Origin of the sequence: Clostridioides difficile ATCC 9689 = DSM 1296 (assembly GCF_001077535.1) — a bacterium.
Taxonomy (GTDB): Bacteria; Bacillota; Clostridia; order Peptostreptococcales; family Peptostreptococcaceae; genus Clostridioides; species Clostridioides difficile.
This window is the reverse complement of record NZ_CP011968.1, coordinates 1,258,774-1,278,893: the sequence shown is the minus strand read 5'-3', so window position 1 is coordinate 1,278,893 and position 20,120 is coordinate 1,258,774. Positions and strand designations below refer to the sequence as shown.

19 protein-coding genes, 1 pseudogene and 1 riboswitch are annotated in these 20,120 nt (G+C 29.7%); of the genes and pseudogenes, 2 read left to right on the top strand and 18 right to left on the bottom strand.

From position 1 onward, the window contains the following. Window positions 1-162 precede the first annotated feature (162 nt). Window positions 163-729, top strand: coding sequence for a tyrosine-type recombinase/integrase (locus CDIF1296T_RS06255; RefSeq protein WP_003438082.1), 567 nt, complete (start codon window positions 163-165; stop codon window positions 727-729). 200 nt (window positions 730-929) lie between these two features. Here CDIF1296T_RS06255 and CDIF1296T_RS06250 read toward each other — a convergent pair whose 3' ends face one another. The 9 genes from CDIF1296T_RS06250 to CDIF1296T_RS06210 all read right to left on the bottom strand — a co-directional run bounded on the left by CDIF1296T_RS06250 (window position 930) and on the right by CDIF1296T_RS06210 (window position 9,278). Beyond that, window positions 930-2,135 (bottom strand): homoserine dehydrogenase, encoded by a 1,206-nt coding sequence (locus CDIF1296T_RS06250; RefSeq protein ID WP_003438080.1) that lies wholly within the window; start codon window positions 2,133-2,135, stop codon window positions 930-932. A 102-nt stretch (window positions 2,136-2,237) separates the two neighbouring features. Next, window positions 2,238-2,344: riboswitch (SAM riboswitch) on the bottom strand. A gap of 91 nt (window positions 2,345-2,435) precedes the next feature. Next, the gene (locus CDIF1296T_RS06245; protein WP_003428464.1) at window positions 2,436-2,804 is read right to left on the bottom strand and encodes a YhbY family RNA-binding protein; all 369 of its coding nucleotides are present in this window, start codon (window positions 2,802-2,804) and stop codon (window positions 2,436-2,438) included. 51 nt (window positions 2,805-2,855) lie between these two features. Next, the gene (gene obgE / locus CDIF1296T_RS06240; protein ID WP_009888921.1) at window positions 2,856-4,133 is read right to left on the bottom strand and encodes a GTPase ObgE; all 1,278 of its coding nucleotides are present in this window, start codon (window positions 4,131-4,133) and stop codon (window positions 2,856-2,858) included. Window positions 4,134-4,243: 110 nt separating this feature from the next. After that, window positions 4,244-4,534, bottom strand: a complete 291-nt coding sequence (rpmA, locus tag CDIF1296T_RS06235; RefSeq protein WP_003419086.1) for a 50S ribosomal protein L27 — start codon at window positions 4,532-4,534, stop codon at window positions 4,244-4,246. 13 nt (window positions 4,535-4,547) lie between these two features. Next, complete coding sequence (locus CDIF1296T_RS06230; protein ID WP_003438074.1) at window positions 4,548-4,865, bottom strand: ribosomal-processing cysteine protease Prp; 318 nt, start codon at window positions 4,863-4,865, stop codon at window positions 4,548-4,550. Between the two features lie 14 nt (window positions 4,866-4,879). Continuing rightward, window positions 4,880-5,191 (bottom strand): 50S ribosomal protein L21, encoded by a 312-nt coding sequence (gene rplU, locus CDIF1296T_RS06225; RefSeq protein ID WP_003419082.1) that lies wholly within the window; start codon window positions 5,189-5,191, stop codon window positions 4,880-4,882. A gap of 100 nt (window positions 5,192-5,291) precedes the next feature. Beyond that, window positions 5,292-6,713: an Rne/Rng family ribonuclease gene (locus CDIF1296T_RS06220; RefSeq protein ID WP_003438072.1), complete on the bottom strand. Its 1,422-nt coding sequence runs from the start codon at window positions 6,711-6,713 to the stop codon at window positions 5,292-5,294. A gap of 17 nt (window positions 6,714-6,730) precedes the next feature. Further along, window positions 6,731-7,432 carry a TIGR03936 family radical SAM-associated protein gene (locus tag CDIF1296T_RS06215; protein WP_003438070.1) on the bottom strand — a complete coding sequence of 234 codons (702 nt, stop codon included), beginning with the start codon at window positions 7,430-7,432 and terminating at the stop codon, window positions 6,731-6,733. Between the two features lies 1 nt (window position 7,433). Next, window positions 7,434-9,278 carry a TIGR03960 family B12-binding radical SAM protein gene (locus CDIF1296T_RS06210; protein ID WP_003419074.1) on the bottom strand — a complete coding sequence of 615 codons (1,845 nt, stop codon included), beginning with the start codon at window positions 9,276-9,278 and terminating at the stop codon, window positions 7,434-7,436. Window positions 9,279-9,596: 318 nt separating this feature from the next. Here CDIF1296T_RS06210 and CDIF1296T_RS06205 point away from each other — a divergent pair, with 318 nt between their 5' ends. Further along, window positions 9,597-10,790, top strand: coding sequence for an FprA family A-type flavoprotein (locus CDIF1296T_RS06205; RefSeq protein WP_003428474.1), 1,194 nt, complete (start codon window positions 9,597-9,599; stop codon window positions 10,788-10,790). A gap of 211 nt (window positions 10,791-11,001) precedes the next feature. On the opposite strand, the pseudogene CDIF1296T_RS06200 reads toward CDIF1296T_RS06205, so the two are convergent. The 9 genes and pseudogenes from CDIF1296T_RS06200 to CDIF1296T_RS06160 all read right to left on the bottom strand — a co-directional run. Further along, window positions 11,002-11,835: pseudogene (locus CDIF1296T_RS06200) on the bottom strand (transglutaminase domain-containing protein); the annotation flags it as partial. 117 nt (window positions 11,836-11,952) lie between these two features. Then, window positions 11,953-12,744 (bottom strand): permease prefix domain 1-containing protein, encoded by a 792-nt coding sequence (locus CDIF1296T_RS06195; protein ID WP_003438062.1) that lies wholly within the window; start codon window positions 12,742-12,744, stop codon window positions 11,953-11,955. Between the two features lie 3 nt (window positions 12,745-12,747). Beyond that, a complete protein-coding gene (locus tag CDIF1296T_RS06190; RefSeq protein WP_003419063.1) occupies window positions 12,748-13,077 on the bottom strand; it encodes a PadR family transcriptional regulator in 330 nt (109 codons plus the stop codon). Between the two features lie 483 nt (window positions 13,078-13,560). Beyond that, a complete protein-coding gene (locus CDIF1296T_RS06185; RefSeq protein WP_003438060.1) occupies window positions 13,561-13,974 on the bottom strand; it encodes a methylglyoxal synthase in 414 nt (137 codons plus the stop codon). 40 nt (window positions 13,975-14,014) lie between these two features. Next, a complete protein-coding gene (gene rodA / locus CDIF1296T_RS06180) occupies window positions 14,015-15,145 on the bottom strand; it encodes a rod shape-determining protein RodA (RefSeq protein WP_009888916.1) in 1,131 nt (376 codons plus the stop codon). An 84-nt stretch (window positions 15,146-15,229) separates the two neighbouring features. Continuing rightward, window positions 15,230-15,514, bottom strand: a complete 285-nt coding sequence (gene minE, locus CDIF1296T_RS06175; protein ID WP_003419058.1) for a cell division topological specificity factor MinE — start codon at window positions 15,512-15,514, stop codon at window positions 15,230-15,232. A gap of 17 nt (window positions 15,515-15,531) precedes the next feature. Beyond that, complete coding sequence (gene minD / locus CDIF1296T_RS06170) at window positions 15,532-16,329, bottom strand: septum site-determining protein MinD (protein ID WP_003419057.1); 798 nt, start codon at window positions 16,327-16,329, stop codon at window positions 15,532-15,534. A gap of 23 nt (window positions 16,330-16,352) precedes the next feature. Next, the gene (locus CDIF1296T_RS06165; protein WP_003428479.1) at window positions 16,353-17,036 is read right to left on the bottom strand and encodes a septum site-determining protein MinC; all 684 of its coding nucleotides are present in this window, start codon (window positions 17,034-17,036) and stop codon (window positions 16,353-16,355) included. A gap of 97 nt (window positions 17,037-17,133) precedes the next feature. Beyond that, window positions 17,134-20,112 carry a penicillin-binding transpeptidase domain-containing protein gene (locus CDIF1296T_RS06160; protein WP_016729515.1) on the bottom strand — a complete coding sequence of 993 codons (2,979 nt, stop codon included), beginning with the start codon at window positions 20,110-20,112 and terminating at the stop codon, window positions 17,134-17,136. Between the last annotated feature and the right edge of the window lie 8 nt (window positions 20,113-20,120).

The following is a 20,120-nucleotide window of genomic DNA, read 5'->3' as shown; positions in this document are numbered from 1 at the left end:
ATAATTTTATTAGAAATATTTTTCAAAAAATTCTCCTTAATCACATATATCACACTTGTATAAGTTTACTGGGAAATTTTTCCATTATATAATATTTCATTTATATTATATAATAAATACCGACCTAAACTTACCAAATCAAACTAAGAGGAGTGGTTGAAAATGGCAACAAGACCTATAGAAATAGACGAATATAAAAAGATAATGGAACTATTACATACTGGCTTTACTTATAGTGAAAATGGCGTTGAAAAAAGATTTAGAAAAAATCCTAAAGTTGCATTGGCACTAATGTTAGAAGCTAATTTAGGTCTAAGAATATCAGATATTTTAAGATTAAAGATAGGTAATTTTAAAGGTAATATGTTGGAAATAAATGAAAAAAAGACGGGCAAATTACAGTATAGACCAGTTAATAAAAATATAATTGAGTCCATAAATGAACATGCAAGAAAGTATAATCTTAAATCAAATGACTACTTAGTAAATATAAAGACAAAGGCTATTCAAAAACAGTTGAGGATAATTTGTAAATACTTAAATCTGTATAATATAAGTACACATAGCTTTAGAAAGCTCTATGCTACTACTCAATTTGAAAAGAGTAACAATAATTTAGAGTTGGTTAAAGAACTTTTAAATCACAGCTCTGTAGCCACTACACAGCGATATATAAGGGTAACTCAGCAAGCTATTAATGAAGCTAGTGAAAATTTCTTTATTGGTTAATTATAACGTATACATTTTTCTATTATCTTATTAATTCACCAGATATTAAAAAAGAGTGTCTCAAAATGAACTTTTTAGTTCATGAGACACTCTTTTTTTATAAAATCAAATATATTTTTATTATTTCAACACTGGAAAAAAGGCTTATCTCTCTATTTTGAGACACCCTATTAAATTTTCATAATTCTTGCATAAACATATTAATCTATCTTCAATAATTTTTTAGCTGATTCACTGTAATTATTTCTTTTTACAATTTCCAAAACTCTATCAATCTCATGTTCTGACTTTGCACTTACAAAAATCGCCAATTCTTCATCATCTATAATATCATAACTATCTACATATTTATCTAAACATTCTAAAATTCCATCTTTATTATTATACCCACCAAATCTAACTACTGCACTACACTCATCTTCTATAAGTCCACTTAAATCCAATTTCCCTTTTGAAAAAGACTTTATATTTGAACTTCTATTATCTATTATATCTATAATATCTGCATAAACAGCACTTCCTGTTGCACCTCTTCCAGCTCCCTTACCTACAAAAGAAAGTTCACCTACTGAATCACCTACTAAAATAACTACGTTGAACTCATTATCTATCTTTGAAAGCATATTATTATTGTCCACTAATGCTGGTCTAACAAATCCACTTACTTCTCCTGATTCATACTTACTTCTAGCAACCAATTTTATCTTACAATTTAATTTTTTTGCATATTCTATATCTTTTTCATCTATTGAAGTTATTCCTTCTAATAATAAATCTTTCCAATATACTATTTTTCCATAAGATAAAGTAGACAATATAGATAACTTTCTAGCACTATCATATCCTAAAACATCTGCATCTGGATTAACTTCTGCAAATCCCAACTCTTGTGCCTGTTTTAAAGCGACATCATACGGTAAATTTTCATCATACATCTTTGATAATATAAAATTACAAGTCCCATTTAAAATAGCGTTTATGCTCTTTATATTGTTGCCTTCCAGTGATTCTATCAATGGTTTTAAAACTGGAATACCACCTGCCACAGATGCTTCAAACTTGATGCTAACATTATTTAAGTTAGCTAATTCTATAAGGTCACTACCTTTTTCAGCCAGTAAATCTTTATTAGCTGTCACTACATGTATTTTTTTATTTAACGCTCTTGTTACATAATCAAAAGCTGGATTTAATCCTCCAATTACTTCAACTAGTATATCAATATCCTTGTCAAATATATCTTCTATATCAGTAGTTATCTTATCAAAGTACTTCTTATACTTGTGTTTTTCTTTATTTTTAACTAAAATTCCAACAACTTCTATATCTCTTTTTGAAGTATTATTTTCTATTAAATCAATTAATCCACTTCCTACTGTTCCATACCCTAATATTGCTATCTTCACTGTAACATACCCCCATCATTTTGATTATATTAAATTATTTATATATATAAATATACCAATAAAAAAAGCTTGAGTATAAACTCAAGCCATATGACGGGTTTATACTCATCTTTCAGCATAAATGCTGCAGGATTTAGCACCAATGTATAATTAAATATACTGGTTGCCGGGCTTCACAGGGCCAGTCCCTCTGCCACTCTTGATAAGATTGCTAATTTAAATTTATGTTTAATAGTATAATACAATTTCTTCCAATTGTCACTATTTTTTTAACTTATTTCCCTAAAAGGATATAAACTATTATCTAACAGCTCTTTTAGTTGGTTTACCCTTTTTTGTAACATTATTATTTTTAGTCTTTGCTTTCGCTTGTTCATGTCCTGGAAAAAGTATTTTAGGCTCTTCAATATTCCTCTTGTAAATAGTAAATTTAAAACCAATAGCCTGCACAAATTCAGCTCTTAAAGCTTCACATACTGCATTAGCAGTTTCTTTAGTATCAAGACCTGCATTTTCTAATATAGTAACTTTTACTAATTCTCTAGTTCTTAACATACCATCTAATTGCTCTAAGAAACTCTCTGTAACACCTTCTTTACCAATTTGTGTAGTAGGCTTTAAAGTATTTGCCAAAGATCTTAAATACGCCCTTTGTTTTCCTTTTAACATATTCTCACCTCTATAATTCTATACTTAAATTATCTATAATCTATATTTAAATTAATTGTAAAACTCAAATTCTAATTCATAAATTTTAACCACATCTCCATCTTCTATTCCCATTTCTCTAAGTCTATCAAAAACACCTTGACTCTCCATAGCTTTTTGGAAATATTGAAGGGATTCCATATCATCAAAATTTACAGAATACATTATTCTTCTAAGTGCTTTACCTGTAACTACATACACACCATCTTCAATATCTATACTTAACTCTTCTTCAGTACCAATATCAAGTTCTGGTCTATACATTTCTTCTTCTGAAACTAGCTCCACATCTTCTACTTCTTTTAGCATTTTAGAAACATAGGCTATTACTTCATCTATGCCTTGACGAGTTGCTGCTGACATTTTAAATACTGTATATCCTCTGCCTTCTAATTCACTCTTAAACTTCTCAAACTTACTCTCATCTTCTAATATATCAAATTTATTTGCAACTACAACTTGTGGTCTCTTTGAAAGCTTTTCATTGTACAATTTAAGCTCATCATTTATCTTGTCAAAATCTTCAATAGGGTCTCTTCCCTCTAATCCAGATATATCTACAATATGTATCAATACCTTTGTTCTCTCAACATGTCTTAAGAACTCATGACCTAATCCTATGCCTTCAGAAGCACCCTCTATAATTCCAGGTATATCTGCAAGTACAAAACTATCTCCAAACTTAGTTTGAACAACACCTAGATTTGGTGTAAGTGTTGTAAAATGATAGTTTGCAATTTTGGGTTTAGCTTTAGTTACAACTGATAGAAATGTTGATTTACCTACATTTGGAAATCCTAAAAGACCAACATCTGCTATCATTTTAAGTTCAAGAGTTATCCATCTTTCTTCTCCATCTGTACCAGATTTTGCAAAAGCTGGAGCTTGTCTTACTGCATTTGCAAAGTGTTGGTTACCTTTACCACCTATACCACCTTTTGCAACTATAGCTGTATCTCCTTCTTTTTTTAAATCTGCTAATACAAGACCTGTAGCCTCATCTCTTATTACTGTACCTGCTGGTACTTTTAATACTAAATTTTCTCCATTTTTACCAGCTCTTTTTCCTTTGCTTCCGTCGCCACCATTTTGAGCTTGATATTTTTTCTGGTACTTAAAGTCCATTAGAGTTCTAAGCCCCAAATCAACTTCAAATATGATGCTTGCTCCACGACCACCATCTCCACCGTCTGGACCACCAGCTGGAACGTATTTTTCTCTTCTAAATGCTACCGAACCATTTCCACCATTTCCAGCCTTAACAAATATTCTTGCCTTATCTATAAACAAATTCTTCACCTACTTAATTAAAAACTTTTAATTAGCATTACCAAAAATACCATTATAAATTCATCAGTATTATAAGAAAAAGGAGTGCCTCAACACTCCTTTTATGTATATTACTCAGCTATTGCTACTGGATATATACTAACTTTTTTTCTCTTCTTGTCTTTTCTTTCGAATTTAACAGTACCATCAACTAATGCAAATAAAGTATCATCACTACCTTTTCCAACATTAGTTCCTGGATGTATTTTAGTTCCTCTTTGTCTAACTATTATACTTCCAGCAGTTACTAATTGACCATCGAATCTCTTAACACCTAATCTTTTAGATATAGAATCTCTACCATTTTTAGAAGAACCTACCCCTTTTTTAGATGCTAATAATTGTAAATTCATGTTTAACATATGGAGTCACCCCCTACTTTTTTAAAATTTTTATATTTTTTGGGTATTCCCGTTTAATTTCTTTAACCGCTAATTGAAAGTGATTTAGTAATAATTGTGCGTCTTTTACATGTGTATCTTTGACTATACACTCTATATGACCTTCTTCTCCTACTACTTTTTCAAATTCAATCTTCTGTAATTTGTCTAAAGAATTTATAACTGCAATAGCATTAGATGTAACTGCAGCACATACTATATCATAGCCTATTTCAGCAAAATCAGCATGTCCCTTTAAACAAAAACCTTGCAACAAGAAATCATCATTATAATAATATTTAACTTTTATCATAACTTAACCAATAACTAAGCGTTTATTTTTTCTACAACTATCTTAGTGTATGATTGACGATGTCCTTGTTTTCTTCTGTAATCTTTTTTTGCTTTATACTTGAAAACTATAACTTTCTTAGCTTTACCTTGTTCAACAACTTTAGCTTGAACAGATGCTCCTTCTACTACTGGAGAACCTAATTTTAATTCTCCATCTTTAGAGCAAGCTAATACTTCGTTTAAAGTAACAACATCACCTGCGTTAGCTTCTAATTTTTCAACGAATAATACATCACCTTCAGAAACTTTATATTGCTTTCCACCAGTCTTTACTATAGCGTACATTAAATACACCTCCTCGGCCTCAAACTCGCCAGTACAAGGTACTTCATTTGAAGATTTAAACCTTTACTGTGCGGCATTACAATTATTAATTATAAAATATTTACATTTTATTGTCAACTATTTTATCGAAAATAACATTGGTTTTATTGTGCTTTAATGTACTATTTGCGTTTAAAGAAATCTTTATATTATATTTTTCACCAATTTTATCAATTATATCCATATAATATTCTTTTATTTGTTCAAAAATAAAATCATTAAATTCTACCATTATGTTTTTGTAAACAGTATGTTCACTTATTCTCATAATTTCTTTTTCAATACTATCTAGTATATAATGTACAGATTTTATTGTTTGTTCACCATCACAACATGGACAAGACATTAAATAATACTTATCAATGGATTCTTTTTCTCTACGCCTAGCAACTTCTACTAAACCAAGTTTTGTCATACCTAATACTTCAGCTTTTCTTTTATCTTTATTAAATTCTTCTTCTAGGATGTGTAAAATCTCCTTTTGATGCTTCTTTTTATGCATATCAATAAAATCGATTATTATTATCCCAGCTATGTCTCTAATTCTAAGCTGTCTTACAATTTCTTTTGCAGCTTCAAGATTAGTTTTATAAACGGTTTCATCAAGTTTACCAGTTCCAATAAACTTACCCGTATTTACATCTATAACCGTAAGAGCTTCTGTTTTTTCAATTATTAAATAACCTCCACTCTTTAACCATACTTTTTTATTTAATAATTTTTCTATTTTAGATTCTATTCTGTATAAATCAAATACATCTCTATTTTCCTCAAGACACAGTTTATCAACATAAGTCTTATCTATACCTCTTAAAATAGACTTAAGTTCAGAGTACTTATCATAACTATTGGTAATTATAGATTCAATATCATCATTCACATTATCTTTTACATATTTAGTTGCAAAATCTAAAGACTTATATAATAATTTCGGACCTATACCAAGTTTATATTCTTTTAAAATGTTTTCATACTTTAATTTCAACTCTTCTATATCTTTCTTTATTTCATCATGAGTGCAACCTTGAGCCTCAGTCCTTATTATTAATCCTAGATTTTCCTTATTTACTGCCTTAGTAATTTTTTTTAATCTAAATCGTTCTTTTTCATCAGTAATTTTATTTGATATTGTAGTTCTATCATTGGAAGGTATATAGACAATATACCTTCCAGAAATACTAATCTCAGTGTTTAATTTTGCGCCTTTAGTTCCTATTTCTTCTTTATTTATCTGAACCAAAATATCCTGACCAGATTTTATAGTACTTCCCTTTTTTAATTGTAAATAAGCAAGTTTCTTAAATCCAATATCTACAAAACAAGCTTCTATTCCTGGTATAACTTTTTTTACGATTCCACGATATATATTGGATACAGTCTTCTTATTTAAATTGTCTTCAACAAAAAGTTCTGTTAATCTTTCATCTTCAAGTACTGCTGTTTTCTGGGACCCTATTAGGGACTCAATAACTATCTTTTTCACAACTTCACCTCTCGAGCTTACATAGGAGTCACTAATTCCCCATCTTCTAATACATATAAATCTCTTCTCAATATATCAACATCTAATGGGTCAATATCAAGTTCAAACATCTCTAATATCTTTGGTATAAGTATATTAGTATTTAAATTAGTTTTTGAGCCTGTAGCTATAGTAGCAGTAAGAGTAATATGTTCATCTTCTAAATTTAAAACATCAAAGGTTCTTATCATAGGTCTTATATCTACTTCAACCATCTTACCTTTTTTATTCTTTTTTGTTATGATTATTTCTTTATTATTCATAAAGTCAATTACTTTTCTTTTTACAAACTCTTTCGTCATAGGTCTTTTCAAATCTATATTAAACAAATATTCTCCATAGTCTATCACAGAAGAAAGAGAAGGTGTTTGTCTATCAATTTCTTTTGCTTTGATAAAATCTATCCCATCTGGAAGTTGAATTGATACTTTATTTAAAAATTCCTCTACTGATAAATCATCTTCTTCTATTTCAATATCTACATACTCACCTTGACTTTCTGTCCCTAAAGCCAAAGCATTGCCATAACTCATTTTAGGGTGAGGATTAAATCCTTGAGAATGTGATAAGTTTATTTCAGCTCTTCTAAACGCTCTTTGTAACAATCTCTGAAGGTCAAGATGTGATATATATATCATGTCGCCTTCCTTTTTAAATTTTACTCTTATTATCTTACTCATATTAGCAAAGCCCCCTTCCTATATCATGTATATTTATTCCACAACCATTGCAGTTATGTCTACAATCAGAAGTGATTTTTTCTTTTTTAGCATTTTCGTCTTCTCTAATTAAGAATTTTTTACTAATACCTACATCTATATGGTCCCAAGGAAATACCTCTTCATAGTTTCTATTTCTATGTGCATAAAAATCTATAGAAAGATTATTCTTTTCCATAGCTTCTTTCCATATATCTAAATTAAAATGTTCTGCCCATCCATCAAATTTAGCACCTAGTCTAAATGCATCATATATAACTTTTCCTATTCTTCTATCGCCTCTAGCTACTACTGCTTCCATCAAACTAGTCTTTGAATCATGATAATTGTATTTTATATTGTTATTTCTTAATTTATTTACTAAATGTCTCTGCTTATTAATAACTTCTTCTGTAGTATCTTGACCATGCCATTGGAAAGGTGTAAATGGCTTTGGTACAAATGTAGAAGTACTCACTGTAACACTAAAACTTCTCTTTAGCTTTCCTCCATTTACTTTTCTATAAATATCAATAACTTTATAAGCTAATTTAGCTATACCATCTAAATCTTCATAAGTCTCAGTTGGTAAACCAATCATAAAATACAACTTAACACTATTCCACCCCATCTCAAAAGCTCTTTCTGTTGCATTTTCCAAATCTTCTTCTGTAACACCTTTATTTATAACATCTCTAAGTCTTTGAGTTCCTGCTTCTGGAGCAAAAGTAAGTCCAGATTTTCTTACTTGTTGTATTTTATCAGCAATTTCCATTGAAAAATTATCTAATCTAAGGGATGGAAGCGAAATCCCAATATTATTAGATGCATATTCATCTACCAAATAATCAGTCAACTCTGATAACTTACTATAATCACTCGTACTAAGTGATGATAATGATATTTCATCATATCCAGTATTCTTAACTAATTTATCTAATATTTCTTTAAGTCTTTTAACACTCTTTTCTCTTATTGGTCTGTATATCATACCTGCTTGACAGAATCTACATCCTCTAGTACATCCTCTAAATAATTCTAGTACTATTCTATCATGAACAGTATCTATATAAGGTACTATTAGTTTTTCTGGATAATCTACAGTCTCAACATCTTTTATTATCCTTTTAGTAGGATTTTTAGTAATCCCTTCTCTATTAGGAGTTACACTTTGAACTGTACCATCTTCATTGTACTTGACATCATAAAAACTTGGTATGTATACTCCTTCTATGCTAGATATTTTATATAAAAAATCTTCTCTAGTCGTTTTATTTTTCTTCCATTCTTTATACTCATTTACTACTTCTAAATTAACCTCTTCACCTTCACCTAATATTACTACATCTACAAAATCTGCTAATGGTTCGGAATTATAAGCACAAGGACCACCAACCATTATAAATGGGTCTTCCAAAGTTCTTTCTTCTTTTAATATTGGTATATTGGCTAAATCTAATATATTTAAGATATTAGTGTATGAAAGTTCATATTGAAGTGTAAAAGTGACAAAATCAAAGTTTGTTATAGGCTCTCTTGACTCTAATGCAAATAATGGTATACTTTTTTCTCTCATTATATTTTCCATATCAACTGCAGGAGAATACACTCTCTCACAAAATACATCTTCATCCTTATTTATTACATCATATAATATATGACTCCCTAAGTGACTCATACCAACTTCATATAAATCTGGAAAGCAATGTGCATATCTTATCAATTCACTATTACTAGTATCTTTATGAATTGAATTTATTTCATTTCCAAGATATCTAGCAGGCTTTTCTACTTTTTTTAAGATTTTTTTCAAGTCTACTTTATTCATTTATTAAAATTCCTCCAAACAAGCTCTTTATTTTTATTCTTATTTATAAGTAATATTATACACGATAAAATATTTTCTATCAAAAATATAACTAAAATATTGAATTTAAAATACATATTATTCACAAAATAGAATAGCTAAAAATATTTAAGAATATTTTCTATTAAATTTTTATTGAAATACAATTTTTTTACAAAGTATGATATATTATAAACATAAAACTATTGTTTTACATGACTTATCATGACATCTTTTGTTTCATTCACCTCAAAATGGGGTATGTTACTTATATAATGATAAATTTTAGGAGGGTTAAAAATGAGTAAAGTTTTTGAAGTAAAAAAAGATATCTACTTTACTGGCGTAGTAGATGAAGGTTTAAAAGTATTCGACATAATAATGGAAACTGAGTTTGGGACAACTTACAACTCTTATTTAATCAAGGACGAAAAAACGGTTTTATTTGACACTGTAAAGGCAAATTTTAAAGATGAGTTTTTAAGTAATTTATCAGAGGTTACTGATATAGCTAAAATTGACTATGTTGTAATTCATCACACAGAACCAGACCATGCAGGTAGTTTAAAATACTTATTAGATATAAATCCTAATATAGAAGTTTATTGTACTAAAGCTGCCAAACTATACTTAGATGGTCAAATAAATAGACCTTTTAACTGTCATGTAATAAAAGATGGTGAAATTTTAAATATCGGTAAAAGAAATCTTAGATTTATAACTGCTCCATTCTTACATTGGGTTGATACAATGTTTACTTACATTGAGGAGGACAAGACTCTTTTAACTTGTGATGCATTTGGTTGTCACTTTGCAAGTGTTGATGCAGAGGTAGTGAATAGTGAAGATTATCTAAAATCAGCTAAACACTACTATGATTGTATAGTTAAGCCATTTGCTAAACATGTTTTAAGTGCTGTAGATAAGGTGGTAGGACTAAACATAGAATTTGATACTATATTGACTTCTCATGGTCCAATGCTTACTAAAGACCCAATGGCTGCTGTTAAAAGATATGTTGAGTGGTCTACAGAAGCTGTTAATACAACTAATCAAAATCAAGTTTCTATATTCTACTTATCAGCTTATAGTAATACTTTAGAGATGGCTAAAAAGATAAAAGAAGGACTTGATAAAGAAGGTGCAAAGGCTGAATTATATGATTTAGAAGATATGACATTAACAGAAATGCACGATACATTAGTAGTGTCAAAAGTAATATTACTAGGCTCTCCAACTATAAACAAAACTATGGTTAAACCTATGTGGGATTTATTCTCTGTTATAGACCCAATGGCTAACCAAGGCAAGATAGCAGGAGTATTTGGTTCATTTGGTTGGAGTGGTGAAGGTATAACTATGGCTGAGACTTTACTTAAATCTATGTCATTCAAAATGCCTGTAGAATCTCTTAAGAAAAAATTCTTCCCTAGTGAAGAGACATTAAAAGAGTGTATGGCATTTGGTGCAGAATTTGCAAAATTAGTTAAATAGCCATTAATCACACATAATATTATTTAAAATAAATGATTTTATATTTAAAAATAAATTAAAAAGGAGTTGTCTCAAAATTAATTTTTCTAATCTAATTTTAAGTTCAACTCCTTTTTTATTTTCTAAAATGACTGATATAATGATAAATGCACCCTTTGTGCGAGGGTGCATTATTTATAATATGTTCTATTTGTACACTAGTATATTTGTATTAATTCACATATCTAGCGTATGCTACCATCCCTCTTCCAGAATTAGATGCCGTTTCACCAATTTCCACTTTAATAATTACATTATTTTCTTTACACTTTTTTGATAATTCTGCTGCAGAAAGGTTCTTACCAGTAAAATCTAAAGAAAATGGCTTATCATATTCAAAAGGATACTCATCAGGTACACCATCTGGAGCTAATGCAACCATACCATATGGTGTATTCATAAACCCTATTACAGTAACTGTATGCTTTGATGGGTCTAAATTTGAATTTTTGCTTGTAAACTTAATTGTATTTATTGATGAGTTGATTAAACTACACGGAACTCCCTCATACATTTCAATTTTTGGACGTAGATTATTTCCATAAACTTCATCAAGTATTGCCCCTTGTTGATCTGCTATCATAGTGTGATTCCCAGGTCCAACTGGCGCAGAAGGCTTAGCTGGCGTAGGTTTCTTAACAGTTGGCGTTGGATTCTGTGTCTTTACTACTTCGCCAACAGCTGGATATGCTTTCTTGTCAAATGGTAATGGGTGAGTAAGACTCTTGTATATGATGTCTGCTCCTGCTGATTTGTTGGCATCAATATCTACATGATACAAACGTCCATCCTCAAAACGAATAAGATTCCACTGATGGTCATTTGTTGTACTATGTACATAATAACATTCAATTCCCATAGCATCACATAAAGCTTTCAAGCTCCTACACATTCCAGAACAAGCACCTTTTTTAGTAACCAATGTATAAGCAGTATTGGCTCCCTCTGCTGCGTTCCAGTTAACATATGTTGTGTTGTTTTTAATGTGATTATGTATAGATACAATCCACTATGGAGAAATATAAAAGAAAAGAGTATAACAAACAATAAAAAATAAGATGATTCAAATTTTATTTTGAAACATCTTATTTACTCTACAAATTAAGATTATTTGGTGAATTATTTAATTATTATTTTTTATTAAAGAAATTTTAAATCTTAATATAAAATACGCTATTATACATAATAATCCAAATGCAAATGCTACTGGAATTAACATCTCCGATTCAAAATAAAAGAAATATTCTAAGAAAATATCTGGATTTACTATATTCCCATTCTTGTCTAAAAAATCTTTTCCATTATATCCTAAATGCTGTATAAAATTACTTATGTTATTATAATCTGCTTCCCTCTCATATACCATATTAGCATTCAATCCTGAAGAACTTAAATTAGTGTTTCCATCTTTCATATCTATTACATATAGTCTAAGAGCTTTGACTTTACTATACTTATCTTTATCAAGTATTTTTTCAAGTTCTAACTTATATTCACCAATCTTTGTCATATCATGTCTTTCTGCCAATTGCTTTATTTCTCCATCAAGTTCTTTTCCTAAATTATACATATTATGTTGTAAACTATTATTGTAATACCACATAAATCCAGAAATTAAAAATGCAATTATACTTATGTAACCTAATACTTTTTTAAACCCCATTACAATTGATTTATGCCTATCCAATGATAAAGATAGTTCTTTTATTATATTACATAATTCATACTGCATTTCATCACCATCATCAAATCTTTCAATTGCTTTTTTACATGCTTCTTCTTCATCTAATCCTTCTAATTTAAATTCATTTGCAGATTCTATAAGATGGCATCTCATTTCCTGTTTTAATTCTATAGTACTTTTATTGTCACATTTTTTATATAGTTTATCTAAATATTCATCTATTAGTTTCATAAATTAATCCACCTCTCCCAAAAATTGATTCATAACCTTTTTAATAAATCTCCATTCTTGTTTCTTTATTTCTAAAAAATCTTTACCTTCATTAGTTAAATTATAATATTTTCTTCTTCCACCTGAACTTTGTTCATTGCTATAATAAGATTTAATTAAATTTTTAGATTCCATTCTTTTAAGTGCAAGATACATTGTTCCTTCTTTTAATTCAAACTCACTTCTTTCTCTTACTTGCTTTGCAATTTCATATCCATAACAATCTTTCTTTTCTAATATAGAAACAATTAATATATCGATATAACCTTTTAACACTTCTTTATTTAACTGCATTATGTACCACCGCCTTTTCACCTACTACTCTATAATGTATAGTACTTATATTTACTATAATATTACATAGTACTCTATAATGCAAGGTTTATATTCTAAAATAGACTCAAAAATAATAAATAGCTGTATATTAATATTTAATCTATAAATACTAATATACAGCTATTTATCAAATTTTAAAAATAAATTTTTGTTTTATTAATGTTGTCATAACAACATTTACTTGATTGAAATAGTATTACCTATAAGTTTAAATATATATAATAATAGACTTGATTCTATTTCATATTATTAAAATAGAGTAATAGTTAAATTCTACTACTCTATCTATAATCTATTTCCTAATTATTTAATCTCAAATTTAGCTCTTCATCATTTAAATCTTTCATAAGATTTCTACAGGTACTAGGTTTATTCCAACAGAAAGACTAGGGCATTAAACACTTATATATCTGTTTCTTTAGACTGTAATATTAATATTTTTTAAATACGTTGACTTTTGCTTTTTCTAACTTCTCTCCATGATAGTTCTCCTCTATCAAGAGCTTTTATAAATATTTCTGCTGAAGCTAGATTTGTAGCTATTGGAACATGATAAACATCACAAAGTCTTATTAACGCTTGTATATCTGTTTCATGAGCCTGAGATGTCAATGGGTCTCTTAAAAAAATAACTAAATCTATTTCTTGTGTTACTATTAAAGAACCTATTTGTTGGTCTCCACCTAAAGGACCAGATGCTAATCTATTTATATTTAATTCAGTTTCATCCATTATTCTTTTTCCTGTAGTTCCAGTTGCATATAGTCCATACTTTTTTAAAATTGATTCATAACCTATACAAAATCCGACCATAGTGTTTTTCATTTGGTCATGTGCTACTAATGCTATATTCATATATCTAATCTCCTCAATTTATGTTTAGATGTATTTAAATTTAGAAATTTATTTTCTTTCTTCTCATACACACATTTAGTACTAATCCTAAGTTTGCTAAAGATGTCAATAACGAACTTCCTCCATAACTTACAAAAGGTAATGTTACTCCAGTTACTGGTATTAACGCAACCGTCATACCTATATTTTGGATTATCTGGTAACCAAACATTCCCATAACACCAACCACTATGAGGGTTCCATAAAAATCTTTTGCATCTCTTGCAATTGCTAAAAGCCTTAATAGGAATATCATAAATAAGATTATCAACACTGCCATTCCTATTACACCAAGTTCTTCACCTACAACAGCAAATATAAAATCACTATCTTGTACAGGTAAAAAATCTTCTTGATTTTGACTTCCATTGTAAAGTCCTTTACCAGTTACGCCTCCAGAACCAATTGCAATCAGAGATTGCATAACTTGATAGTTTCCTTTTAGAGTTACATCTTCTGGATTTAGAAAAGCTTCTATTCTTACCTTTTGATGGTCTGCCATCATTAAATACATCAGTGGCATTGACACTAATAGTATGATTATTCCTCTTTTTATCAACTTTGAGCTAAGACCTGCTGTGAACAGCATTGCAAATATCATACAACAAAATACAATTCCTGTTCCCAAGTCTGGTTGTGCAATCAATAATCCGATAAATGGAAGAGAATAAACTACAACAGGCATAACTTCCTTTAACGTATTTAATTTATCCTTTTTGGATTCAAGTATCTTTGCATAACTTAGTACAAATGTTAATTTGACTATTTCAGATGTCTGCAAGTCAAGTGGTCCTAAGTTAATCCACGACCTAGCTCCACCTTTTACTGTCCCAATTCCAGGTAATAAAACTATGGCTAACAAAATAAGACTTATTATATAAAGCGCTTTATAATACCTGCCTAGAAGGTTATAGTCAAAAAATAATATGACTATAATCATTCCTATCCCAAGTACAAAAGCTAATCCTTGTTTAATCAATTGATTATATGAACCTGTTGAATTAGCATGTGTTGCACTACTAAGTATAACAAGCCCAAAAATAAAGATAGCTAATACTGTAACTATAAGTTTCCAGTCTAACTGTTTTATCAACTTAATTGTCGACTTATAATTAATATTGATTTTTTTCAAAGAATCACCGTCTTTCTATCTTTAAACATATAATTAAATAAAAGGGGCATATACCAATAAGGATATCCCCCTTTTAAGCACTAATTACATACATCTATCTTTTATATTCTTTAGTGGTATATTAGCAACTAATGCAGATACAGGTTTGTCATCATGCTCACCTCTGCATTTAGACATTTTTATTTCAAGACCATCATCTTCTATTTCTGCATAATTAGCTATTACTTTCAAAATGTCTGTTTTTATCATCTCTAAAAGTTGTGGTGAACAATCTACTCTATCATGAACTAAAACTAGCTTTAACCTCTCTTTAGCAACAGATTTACTAGTTTTAGCCTCGTTAGAAAAAACTCTAAATAAATCTAACACAGATGTATCCTCCTTTGCTACTTAGCCATGCTAAACATTTTTTTAAGTCTACCAAAGAATCCATCTTCAACTTCAAGATCAAGTAGAGGAACTTCTTCATTTAGTATCCTTTTTGCGATATTTTTGTATGCTTGACCAGCAAGTGACTTAGAATCAAGTATAGCTGGCTCTCCTTTATTTGTTGATATAATTATGCTTTCATCATCAGGAACAAGACCTAACAAATCTATTGCTAATATTTCTATTATATCTTGTTTATCCATCATGTCTCCACGCTTAACCATATCATTTCTAATTCTATTTATAACTAATCTTATCTCTTTTATTTCATTTGCTTCTAATAGACCTATTATTCTATCAGCATCTCTTACTGCTGATATTTCTGGATTAGTAACTACAATAGCTCTATCTGCTCCAGCTACTGCATTTTTAAAGCCTTGCTCAATACCTGCTGGACAGTCTATTATTATATACTCGAAAGATTCTTTTAGTTTCTCACACAGGTCAATCATCTGCTCAACTGAGACAGCATTTTTATCTCTAGTTTGTGCTGCTGGTAATAAATATAGATTATCAAATCTTTTGTCTTTTATTAGAGCTTGCTTAAGCCTACAAGTTCCTTCAACTACATCTACTATGTCATAAACTATTCGATTTTCAAGACCCATTACTACATCTAAGTTTCTAAGTCCAATATCTGCATCCACAACTACTGTTTTTTTATTTTCTAGGCTTAGCGCAGTTCCTAAGTTTGCTGCGGTAGTAGTTTTTCCAACCCCACCTTTACCAGATGTTATAACTATAACTTCGCTCATAATACTACCCCCTATTTTTCTTTCTATTTGTCTAACTTTGACAAATAGCTTTCGATTACAATTCTTCCATTACTTACAAAGGCTATTTCTGGGCTAATTTCTGATTCACTTTCATAATTTTCTTCATCATCTGGAGCTTCTGCAATATTATCTGCTATTTGTAATATTTTAGGATTAAGATTTCCAGCAACAACATATGCAAATTCATTGCCTTCTGCACCTGCATGTACAAAACCTTCTATTTTACCCATTACAAAAACATTACCTCCTGCTACAACCTTAGCACCAGCATTTATATCTCCCATAACAACTGTATTTGATTTTGAAAGGACTTTTGAACCAGGTTTCATATCATTCAATATAACTACATCACCTTCAAATTCAATATTTTCACCAGATCTTAGGGTATTGACATATTTTGTTGGAAAATTACTATTTTCTTCAATTTTTTGATCTTCAACAAATTCCACATCAAATCTAGAAGTAATTCCTTCTTTAAGTTCTAGAATCTCCATGTCAGTTAAACAATCACTATTAATTTTACTAATTTTAGCCCCATTAAAAAAGCCAACATATGCTTCCAATTTGTTTATTATTTTTTCCTGTATTTCCTCAAATGGAGCTTCTCTTTTTATATTTACTATTATCCCTCTTTTATTACCCTTGAACTCTACTAGTTCTTGACTACAAATTTCTCTTAAAGACATAACAACCTCCAGAGTGATATATCATTTATATTCTTCAAATACGCTTTAAACCCTTTTATTTTTTCTATATAAAGCTAAAGTTTATACATAGATTGAGCTATCTATTAATTTGTGACTCGAAATTTATATTTTCGTCAGAAGAATTGTTAACATCATTCGTCTTGTTGTCATTTTTACTATTAGTTGGCTCTAATCCCATATAAGTTCCAATAACTTCTCTAGTTGGTAAAAGTGAGAATACACTTGAATCACCTTGAGGAATTACACATACAACAGCTATTTCTGGGTCATCTGCTGGAGCAAAAGCAACAGTCCACGTAAAAGAACCATAATCTTGTTTAAATCTATCTATTTGGTCATCTGTTATTTTTGGATTTAATTCTTTTATAGCTTTTCTTAGATATGAAGAATTCACCTTATCAGTGTCCTCTAATCTAACTTTTACTCCATCTTCTAATTCTTCCTCTAATTTCTTTCTTTCTTCGTCTTTCAAATCTTTATTTTCTAATTTCTTTTTTATTTCCTTTTCCTTAGCTAATGAAAGCTCTTTTTCTTTTTCTGCTTTCATCTTATCAGCTAGTTTAATCGCATCATTTAGGTTGACATTATAAGATGACATATGACTTTTTAAATATTCATACTCGTTATCTGTAGGTATTTTCCCACTTTTCTCAGCTGTACCAGTTTTTGCTGCTACATCTATTGGAAAATCAGCAAAAGCACTCTTCGCTGTACCTTGTCTTGCAACCAATTTCATACCTTTTGTTAATTCTTTTAAGTTATCTGGATTTTTAAAAGGTATTTTTTCGACTTTCTTCTGGTCATTAATTTTAACTGATGAATAATCACTTGAAACAGCTCTATCAACTACAGATAATTCTACTAAATTACCTCCATTTGCTATAGCAGCTACATATCTTGATATTTGAGCTGGTGTATAAGCATTTTCACCTTGACCTATAGCTAAGTTAAATGTATCTGCAGTACTCCATTTTGCAAAGTTAAAATAACTAAATACTGCTAAATCTGCTACTTCTTCAATTCTATCTTCTTTAACATCCAATTTTTTTAGCCTATTCATTGTTTCAACTCTACCAGGAGTTTTCTTTTCTGCTGCCCAGCTTACAATCTCATTGATTCTTTTCTCATATTCTTTAGGATTTTTTTCTCTAGTTATATCAACAAAATCATTTGCCATTTCTCTTTCTAAATTTGACTTTAGAAGAGCTTGTGTTGATTTCAATTTATCTTCTGTGCTAGGAACTTTACCTGCTCTTTCTTCTACTTCATCTTGAAGCCCTGTATTTTGGTCAAGCCCAAATAATTTTGCATACTCAAGTATTTTATTTGCATTCATATCTATACCAATGCTTTTTCCATCTGGCCATGTTTTACCTGTACCAATTGTTGCCATATATATATTACAAGACTCTTGTATTGCTTTATATAAGTTTGTCATACCATGGTTTCCTCTACCATGGTTCCATACATAGTCACCAAAAGATTTTTTACCTAACATTATAACCCCAGGGTCATTTATAGTAAAGTTTGGATCCAGACCATTTTCTAACGCTGCCATTGAAGTTACCATCTTAAATGAAGAACCTGGCTGAAATTCCCCTTGTGTAACCAAGTTTAAAAGTGGACTTCCTGCTAGTAAGTCATTTGGATTTTTTGGTTGAAGTGCTTTATAATCCTCTGTAGAAATACCTTTTGCAAATTTATTTGGGTCATAATTAGGATAACTTGATGAAGCTAATACTTCTCCATTTTTAACATCAATAGCTATAAGAGCTGCTGACTGTGCTTTTCCTGCATATGCACTAATTGGTTTGTCCCCAAATTTACTTTTAAAAGTACCTCCTTTAGAAGCAACTTCGATTATCTGTTTTAATGCATTGTCTGAAACTTCTTGTAAATCTTTATCTAGTGTAAGATACACAGTATCTCCTGATTTAGGTTTTTTAGATTCAATTTCTTTACTGATTCTACCCAATGCATCAACTTTAACCATTTTATAACCATCAGTTCCTCTTAATCTACTTTCATTACTCTTTTCTACTCCTGCAAGACCTACCATGTCTCCAGTTTCATAACCTTTTTGAAGGTATGATTCTATTTGAGTGGATGGCATTTTTCCTACATATCCTAACATATGAGAAGCTAATGACCCATTAGGATAATATCTTACTGGTTCTACTGCTATTGAAACACCAACAAGGTCCATAGCACTTTCTTCAATTTGAGCAATCGTAGTTTCTCCTACATCCTTAGCAATAGTTACTGGATTATATTGAGAATATCCTTTTGATTTTATCAAATCCCTTACGACCATTATTTTTCTTGCATCTTCATCACTCAAACTTTTATCAATTTCTAATGCATCACTATTTCTTACTTTTTCAAACGCTTCTTTGGCACTCAGTTTAGTTTCTTTTATCTTATAACTAGCCAACCAATCTCTCTTATCTCTTTCTGCTGTGAACATCCATTTACTAACTAAAATAGGTGGATAATATCCATTTTCATTTAGTTTTGCCTGTAATCTTGTCGCATCCAATCTTTTATCTTCTTGAGATAATATTCCAGCTGATATAAGTTTATCCACCAAGTAATAAAAACTTTCCTTAGCATTATAATCATTTGGAATACCATTTTCTGATTTATATTCCCTAATATCTCTGTCATATGTATAATAGTACTTTCCATTTTCTACATATATAGGAAACTCATCTACATATTCTTCACCATTTCTCTCCAGCAAATTTATAAGTTTTAATGATATTTCATTTGCTCTTGAATGCTTATTTGCATCTTTCTTATTAATATCGTTACCTGAAACTTGAACAGTAAATAAGTTTTTATTTCCTGCCAACAGTCTTCCATATCTATCTTTTATTTCTCCTCTTGGAGCTTCTATTGCCAACTTTTTATATGTTTTATTCTCAGCTAACTCATTGTAATATTCATATTTAAATGTAGTCATATAGATTATTTTTACTAAAATAGCTAAAAATATCACGCCCATGACTATCTTAATTATTTTTAGTCTATCAACTTGTTTATTTTCTTCCATGAAATCAC

Coding starts and splice junctions, on each gene's coding strand:
- CDIF1296T_RS06255 (WP_003438082.1), top strand. CDS start 163: ATGGCAACAAGACCTATAGAAATAGACGAATATAAAAAGATAATGGAA.
- CDIF1296T_RS06245 (WP_003428464.1), bottom strand. CDS start 2,804: ATGTTAAAAGGAAAACAAAGGGCGTATTTAAGATCTTTGGCAAATACT.
- rpmA (WP_003419086.1), bottom strand. CDS start 4,534: ATGTTAAACATGAATTTACAATTATTAGCATCTAAAAAAGGGGTAGGT.
- CDIF1296T_RS06230 (WP_003438074.1), bottom strand. CDS start 4,865: ATGATAAAAGTTAAATATTATTATAATGATGATTTCTTGTTGCAAGGT.
- rplU (WP_003419082.1), bottom strand. CDS start 5,191: ATGTACGCTATAGTAAAGACTGGTGGAAAGCAATATAAAGTTTCTGAA.
- CDIF1296T_RS06215 (WP_003438070.1), bottom strand. CDS start 7,432: ATGAGTAAGATAATAAGAGTAAAATTTAAAAAGGAAGGCGACATGATA.
- CDIF1296T_RS06210 (WP_003419074.1), bottom strand. CDS start 9,278: ATGAATAAAGTAGACTTGAAAAAAATCTTAAAAAAAGTAGAAAAGCCT.
- CDIF1296T_RS06205 (WP_003428474.1), top strand. CDS start 9,597: ATGAGTAAAGTTTTTGAAGTAAAAAAAGATATCTACTTTACTGGCGTA.
- CDIF1296T_RS06195 (WP_003438062.1), bottom strand. CDS start 12,744: ATGAAACTAATAGATGAATATTTAGATAAACTATATAAAAAATGTGAC.
- CDIF1296T_RS06190 (WP_003419063.1), bottom strand. CDS start 13,077: ATGCAGTTAAATAAAGAAGTGTTAAAAGGTTATATCGATATATTAATT.
- CDIF1296T_RS06185 (WP_003438060.1), bottom strand. CDS start 13,974: ATGAATATAGCATTAGTAGCACATGACCAAATGAAAAACACTATGGTC.
- minD (WP_003419057.1), bottom strand. CDS start 16,329: ATGAGCGAAGTTATAGTTATAACATCTGGTAAAGGTGGGGTTGGAAAA.
- CDIF1296T_RS06165 (WP_003428479.1), bottom strand. CDS start 17,036: ATGTCTTTAAGAGAAATTTGTAGTCAAGAACTAGTAGAGTTCAAGGGT.
- CDIF1296T_RS06160 (WP_016729515.1), bottom strand. CDS start 20,112: ATGGAAGAAAATAAACAAGTTGATAGACTAAAAATAATTAAGATAGTC.